Genomic DNA, 7588 nt, shown 5'->3' with positions numbered 1-7588 from the left:
CTGGATTCGCGCGACCTGCGACAGCGCGACGTGCTGTCCGGAAGCGAGCGTCAGCGGCAGGCTCGCCAGCAACGTCGGCGCCGCCCTGGTGGTCTCGCTGCCGCGGACGAGAATGGGGGTGCGGCGGCCCTCCTCGAGCGCCGTCCCGACCGTTCGGCCCTCGATCTGGGTACGCAGCGAGTTCACGATGGAATCCACGGTCAGGCCGAGGCGGCCGGCCTCCATGCGATTGACCGCGACCGTGTAGTATTGAGCGCCTTCGTTCAGCGTGGTGTAGACGTCCTCGGCACCGTCGATGCTGGACAGGATCGCCGACAGCTTGGCCGCGGCCTCGTTCAGCCTGGCGATGTCGGGGCCGAAGATCTTCACGGCGACATCGCCACGCACGCCGCTGATCATCTCCTGCACGCGCATGTCGATGGGTTGGGTGAAGCCGAGCGAGATGCCAGGAAAACCGGACAGGACCTCGCGGAGCCTCTGCAGCAGGGCCTCGCGATTGTCGGCCGCCCTCTCGGCAGCGGGCTTGAGCACGAGGAACGTGTCGGTCTGGTTGGGACCCATGGGATCGAGGCCGAGCTCGTCCGACCCGGTCCGCGCGACGATGCCGGCGATATCAGGCACGGCCAGCAGTGCCTTCTGGAGCCTCGCATTGATGGCGAGCGACTCGTCGAGGTTGACCGAGGGCAACGTCTCCACGCTGACTATGACGTCGCCTTCGTCCATCGTCGGCATGAAGGTCTTGCCGAGGCCGGTGTAGGCGAATCCCGCCGCGACCAGGCCGGTCAGCGCCGCAGCCATGACCTTGCGCTCGTTCTTCAGGGCCCAGTCCAACGCAGGTGCGTAGATCCGCTGCGCCGCACGGACCAGCACGGGATCGCGATGCGACGCGGACTTGAGCACATAGGAGGTCATGACCGGGACCACGGTGAGCGCCAGCAGCAGCGAGCCGGTGAGCGCGAAGATGATGGCGAGCGCGACCGGGATGAACAGCTTTCCTTCCAGTCCCTGCAGCGTCAGCAGGGGGAAGAACACGATGATGATGATCAGGACGCCCGAGGCCACCGGTTCCAGGACCTCACAGACCGAACGGTAAACCAGGTGGATCAGCGGCGCACCCTTGCCAGGTTCGTGCTTGCCAAGGTTGCCGACGATGTTCTCGACCACGACGACCAGCGCGTCGATCAACATGCCGATCGCGATCGCAAGTCCGCCGAGGCTCATCAGGTGGGCCGACATTCCCACCAGACGCATCACGATCAACGCGATCACGATGGCGAGCGGGAGGCTGAGCGCGATCACCAGCGAAGCCCGCCAATTGCCGAGGAAGAGCAGCAGCAGAACGACGACGAGGATCGTGGCCTCGGCGAGGGACCGGACCACGGTGCCGACGGCGCGGTTGACCAGGCGGCTGCGGTCATAGAACACGTTGATCGACACGCTTTTGGGCAGCGAGGGCTGCAACTCGGCGAGCCGGGCGCGTACGTCGCGGATGAGCTGACCTGCGTTGGCGCCGCGCAAGCCGAGGACGAGCCCCTCGACGGTTTCGCCGCGGCCGTCCGCTGTGACGGCGCCATAGCGCGTCAGCGTCCCGACTTTGACGGTGGCGACGTCGTTGACCAGGATCGGCACGCCCTCGCGGGTGTCGACGACGATGGCCTTGATGTCCTCGATCGAACGGATGCTGCCCTCGATCCGGACCAGGGCGCTGTCCTCGCCCTGATTGACTCGTCCGGCGCCGTCATTGCGGCTGTTGGCCTCGATCGCCCGGCGAAACAAGTCGTAGGTAATCCCACGCGCGGCCAGCGCGTCGTTGCGCGGCACGATCTCGAAGGCGCGGACATGGCCGCCGAGCGCATTGACATCGGCAACGCCGGCAACTGTCCGTAGAGCAGGGCGGATCACCCAATCGAGCAGGGTCCGGCGCTCGGCGAGCGACAGCTCGGGACTGTCGATCGTGAACATGAACATCTCGCCGAGAGGACTGGTGATCGGGGCAAGGCCGCCGCTCACGCCTTCCGGGAAATCGCGCGAGATATTCGACAGGCGCTCGGAGACCTGGTTGCGCGCCCAGTAGATGTCGGTGCCGTCCTCGAAATCGACGGTGATGTCGGCCAGCGCATATTTCGTGGTCGACCGAAGCACCTTCTTGTTCGGCAATCCGAGCAGCTCGAGCTCGACCGGAACGGTGATGCGTTGCTCAACTTCTTCGGGGGTGAGACCCGCCGCCTTCATGATGATCTTCACCTGAACCGGCGAGACGTCGGGAAAGGCGTCGATCGGCAAGCCGGGCAGGAGCGCGGCGCCGGCTCCGATCACCAGCAGCACGCCCAGCATCACGAAAAGTCGTTGCGACAACGCGAACGCAACAAGGCGCGGGAGCATCTATTGCCCCAGTCCGGAGAGAATGCCGCGAAGCGCTGAGATCCCGCCGATCGCAATTTCGTCCTGGTCTGTGATGGGGCCGGATACGACGACATGGTCTTGATCTTCCGCGACCAGCCTGACCGGCACGAGCCGGAAGCCGCCGGCCGTTGTCACGAACACCGAAGTCTGCTCGCCTCGCCGCACCAGCCCGCTATAGGGAATCTCCCACGCGCTTTCGCCGGTGGAGAGAAAGCCGATGCGGGCAGCGGCAGTCTGGCCGGGATGCAACTCGCCGTCGTTGGCGATTTCCGCGCGAACCAGAATGGTCTGCGTGGCAGGGTCGATGGTCTCGGAGACCAGTACGACCTTGCCGGGCTTGGGATAACCCGCGATCTCGACTTTCGCGCCGGCCCGGATCGCGCGGATATTGGCCGCGGGGACCGCGATTTCCGCCCATAGCGGCGAGAGCCGGGCCAGCTTGACGAGCGGTGTGGATTGTTCGATCCGCTGTCCCGGCGACACCGTGACCTCGACGACGGACGCGGTCTGCGGCGCATTGACCGTGAGCGTGCCGCTGATTGACGCTTCCTGGCCCAGCCGAAGTATTGCCTCGTCGGACATACCGCTCAGATGCAGCATCTGGCGCCGCTCGGCGACCACGAGCGCTGCCTGGCGCGCTTCGGCCTGGCTGGCCTCGAGCACGCGCTGCGGCACGGCCTTGCCTTCGAAAAGATCCAGGTTTCGCTTCAGCTGCTGGCTGGCGAGATGCTCCTGCGCGATCGCGTGCAGGTAATCGCGCTGCTGGGAGACGAAGCTTGGGCTCTCCAGCACGACCAGCGGCTGGCCGGCGGTGGCATAGTCGCCGCGCCCGACGAGGAGATTGGCGACCATGCCGGCCACGGGCGCGCTGACGACCCACAATTGTGGCGTGGGGATTACGATCCGGACGGGATATGGCAGCGTTAGATCGGTTCGGACCGCGACCGGGCGGCTCGCGCGCACGCCGAGATTGCGCGCCTGCGCGTCGCTCAGCTTCACCTCGTCCTGGGCCATGGACAGCGATGCCGAACAGCTGAAGGCGAGCGCAAAGAGAACGCGGCCCGCCACTTTTCGAGCGCGGACCGCAAAGCGAAACCCGTGTTGAGAATGCATGGCGAATGGGTCCGGAGCAACGTGGTTGCACGTTAGTCCGACCCATTGCCGAGTGGTTGATATGCATCAACCCGACCCGGTGCGCCGATAGAGTTCATTTTCAGGACGAAGGCCGGCGCCACATGAATGCGATCGCTTCGCATTTGCGGCTTCAGCGCCGCACGATCGATCCCGATCGTCCCATCAGCCGCGCGAGCTGGCGGAAGCGGCTGCCGACGCGGTCGGCAACGAGGTCGCTGAGGCGGTGCTCGAACACGAGCATCAGATTGCGGCCCTGGCTGCGGAAATGCGTGGCGGGCAGGACCCCCGGACGCGCTGCGGAGATCAGATGAGCGACCCGGAATGCTGCGCCCAGGAGGCGCGTCCGTTCGAGCTGCGCCGGCGTCAGCAATTCCTGCATGGCGACCGGCGGCTGGTTCTCCTCGCTGAGCCCGGCGTAGCGATAGAACACGGACAGACCGACGAAGGCGCGTTCGGTGTGGGTGATCGCCCCGAAATTGCCGTTGACGACAAGGCTCAGAGTCTGTTCGCCGCGATGGTCGGGATGCACGCGCCAGCCGATGTCGGAGAGCAGGCAGGCGGTATGACGCAGGCGGCGGTCCTCCTCGGTCTCGCGCAGCTTCACCACGCGTGCGAGGCGGTCGGTCCAGGCGATCAGCTCGTGGGCATGCTTGCTCGAGCGTGAGAGCAATTGATTCAGCTGCTCGGCCGCGCAGATCAGGCCATCCTTGTTGCGCTCGGTCTCCGGCAGTTTCTCGTGCAGGAGGCCCTCGCGCACGCCGAAGGTCGAGAACATGATGGTCTTGGGTTGGGCAACGCGGATGATGTGCTCGAGCACCAGCGCCGCGTAGGTGAGGAGCGGGCGTCGCGCATCGGCGACGATCTCGATGTCGGCGAGCATGTCGGCGGCGGCGAGCCGCCGCAGGCGGCGCGAGAAGTCGAGCGCTTCGGCGGCGGAGATGGAATAGCCGTGCATCACCTGGAGCGAATAGCCGCTCTGGATGATGTGGATGCGCGCCAGCGCGCGCCAGGTGCCGCCGACGGCGTAGAAGGTGCGGCCACGGCCCGCCGCGAGCTGCGGCACGGCGTCGAGCTCCTCGCGCACGATGCGGTCGGCGCGCTTGAGCGACTTGTGCGCGAGGTCCTGCAGCGCGAGGCCGCCGAGCGGCAGCGTTACGCCGCTGCGCACGGCGTTCTTGCGCACGTCGATCAGCTCGAGCGAACCTCCCCCGAGATCGCCGACGATGCCGTCGGGGTGGTGGATGCCGGAGATCACGCCCAGCGCCGAAAGCCGCGCCTCGCGCGGGCCCGACAGGATCTCGATCTTGACCGCGCAGATGCGTTCGGCCTTGGCAATGAAGTCGGCGCCGTTGGAGGCGTCGCGGCAGGCGGCGGTCGCGATCGCGTACACGCGCCCGACCTGCATCACGCGGCACAGCGCGCGGAAGCGCTTGAGCGAGGTCAGCGCCTTGTCGACGGCGTCGGGCGCGAGCAGACCCGTGCTCTGCACCTCGCGTCCGAGGCCGCACAGCGCCTTCTCGTTGAAGATCGGGATCAGGCTGCGCGCCAGCGCTTCGTAAACGACGAGACGGACCGAATTGGAGCCGATGTCGATGACCGCGACGCTCGAGCCGCGCTTGCGCGGCCGCTTCACGTTGCAGATCCCCGGTCAGGATTGATGGCGTTCGTTCCGGCGCGTGAGACGACGCGGCGAGGATTCCTTGAGCGACTTTCCACGGCCAGACAGACTCGGATTCGTCATGAAGTAGTTGTGGACGTTGAAAGGCTCCTCGCCCTTCGCGGTCTTCATACGCGTTGACGACCCATCCGGCAACAACTGCCAGCTCTGCTCGTTGTCCTTCAGGTTCGCGACCATGATCTGTTCGAGAACCTGCTGATGCACCGTCGGATTTTGCAGCGGACACAGCACTTCGACGCGGCGGTCGAGGTTGCGCGGCATCATGTCGGCCGACGAGATATACACAGCCGCTTTCGTGCCCGGCAGGCCATGACCCATGCCGAAGCAGTAGATTCGGCCGTGTTCCAGGAAGCGGCCGATGATCGACTTGACGCGGATATTCTCCGACAGGCCGGGAATGCCGGGCCTGAGGCAGCAGATGCCGCGCACCACGAGCTCGACCTGGACGCCGGCCTGGGAGGCCTCGTAGAGCGCGTCGATGATATCAGGGTCGACCAGCGAGTTCATCTTCATCCAGACCGCGCCGGGGCGCCCGTGCCGCGCATGTGCCGTCTCGCCCTGGATGTGCTCGATGATGCGCTTGCGCAAGGTCAGCGGCGACACCGCCATCTTTTCCAGATCGCTCGGTGCGGCATAGCCGGTGATGAAATTGAACACCCGCGCGGCGTCGCGTCCGATGGTCGGATCCGAGGTGAAGTAGGAGAGGTCGGTGTAGATGCGCGCCGTGACCGGGTGATAGTTGCCGGTGCCGGTATGGACGTAAGTCGTCAGGCTGCCGCCCTCGCGGCGTACGACCATGGAGAGCTTTGCGTGCGTCTTCAATTCGAGGAAGCCGTAGACGACCTGAACGCCGGCGCGTTCGAGATCGCGCGCCCAGCGGATGTTGGCCTCCTCGTCGAACCGCGCCTTCAACTCGATCAAGGCGGTGACGGATTTGCCGGCTTCGGCCGCTTCGGCCAGCGCGCGCACGATCGGCGAGTTGTTGGAGGTGCGGTAGAGCGTCTGCTTGATCGCGACGACATCGGGGTCGCGCGTGGCCTGCTGGAGGAACTGCACCACGACGTCGAAGGACTCGTAGGGATGGTGGACGATCAGGTCCTTCTGCCGGATCGCGGCGAAGATGTCGCCGCCATGCTCGCGCACGCGCTCGGGGTGGCGCGGCACGTAAGGGGTGAATTCGAGGTCGGGCCGGTCGAGGCGGGTGAGCTGCGAGAGCTCGTTCATCGCCTGCACGCCATCGACTAGGAACACCTCGTCGTCGGCGGTCGAGAGCGCATGCTGCACGAAGCTGCGCAGCTCCTCGGGCATCTTGGCGTCGATCTCGAGCCGGATCACCGAGCCGCGGCGGCGGCGTTTCAGCGCGGTCTCGAACAGGCGGACGAGGTCTTCGGCTTCTTCCTCGATCTCGAGCTCGGAGTCGCGGATGACCCGGAAGGCGCCCTGGCCGTGCACGTTGTAGCCGGGGAACAGGCGGTTGATGAACAAGCCGGTGGCCTGCTCCAGCGAGATCAGGCGAACCTTGCCGTCAGCGGGCAGGCGGATGAAGCGGTCGATCTTGCCGGGCATGCGGATCAGCGCGTTCATCTGCCGGCCGTCCGCGGCGCGCGTGAGCTGGAGCGCGATGGTGAAGCCGAGGCTCGGAATGAACGGGAAGGGGTGGGCAGGATCGATCGCGAGCGGCGTCAGGAGCGGGAATACGTTGTGGAGGAAATAATCCTCGATCCAGGCCCGTTCCGCCTTGGTGACGTCCTTGCCGTCGACCAGCACGATGCCGACCTCGGCCAGCGTGCTGCGCAGGTCGCGCCAGATCGCCTGCTGGTCGGAGGCGAGCTCGGAAACCGTGCGGTTGATCAGCGCGAGCTGCTCGGACGGGGTCAGGCCGTCGGGGCTGCGTTCGGCGATGCCTTCGCGCACCTGGGCCTTGATGCCCGCGACGCGGACCATGAAGAACTCGTCGAGGTTATTCGCCGAAATCGACAGGAATCGCACCCGCTCCAGAATCGGATGGCTGGGATTGACCGATTCTTCGAGGACGCGGCGGTTGAAATGCAGCCAGGACAGCTCGCGGTTGATGAATCGTTCAGGGCTCGACGCGATCGCGGGCAGCCCCTCGACTTCCGGGGCTTTTTCTTTAGTTTCAATGGTTTGCGCAGAGTCCATCAGAAGTCGGTCCATCCTGTCTCGCCTCACTTTGCGACCTATGCGCAAAACCCGCGGGAGCATGTGTTAGAGCGATGACGTTTCGATGACATTGATGTTCCGCGGCTGCGCTCCGTCAAGCGGACTTCGCGCAGCGCGTCCCGGCCGGGCGGCTCAGGCGTCCCGGAGCAGCTCGGCGGCCAGCGCCCTCGTGACGGGGCGGCCGAGCCGAAG

General features: G+C 65.9%; 4 protein-coding genes. All 4 read right to left on the bottom strand.

Annotated elements, in window-relative coordinates; genetic code table 11:
• Positions 1-2382 (bottom strand): CusA/CzcA family heavy metal efflux RND transporter (locus JHD07_RS22750; RefSeq protein ID WP_291626077.1); only part of this gene is annotated, 2382 nt, incomplete at its 3' end.
• Complete coding sequence (locus JHD07_RS22745; RefSeq protein WP_291626088.1) at positions 2383-3417, bottom strand: efflux RND transporter periplasmic adaptor subunit; 1035 nt, start codon at positions 3415-3417, stop codon at positions 2383-2385.
• A 250-nt stretch (positions 3418-3667) separates the two neighbouring features.
• Complete coding sequence (gene ppx / locus JHD07_RS22740; protein ID WP_291626075.1) at positions 3668-5170, bottom strand: exopolyphosphatase; 1503 nt, start codon at positions 5168-5170, stop codon at positions 3668-3670.
• Positions 5171-5185: 15 nt separating this feature from the next.
• Positions 5186-7375 carry an RNA degradosome polyphosphate kinase gene (locus JHD07_RS22735; protein ID WP_291626086.1) on the bottom strand — a complete coding sequence of 730 codons (2190 nt, stop codon included), beginning with the start codon at positions 7373-7375 and terminating at the stop codon, positions 5186-5188.
• Positions 7376-7588 lie beyond the last annotated feature (213 nt).

This window comes from Bradyrhizobium sp. (genome assembly GCF_016462955.1).
In the GTDB taxonomy this organism is placed as follows: domain Bacteria; phylum Pseudomonadota; class Alphaproteobacteria; order Rhizobiales; family Xanthobacteraceae; genus Bradyrhizobium.
Note: the sequence above shows the minus strand (reverse complement) of the source record. Positions and strands in the feature narration are given on the sequence as shown.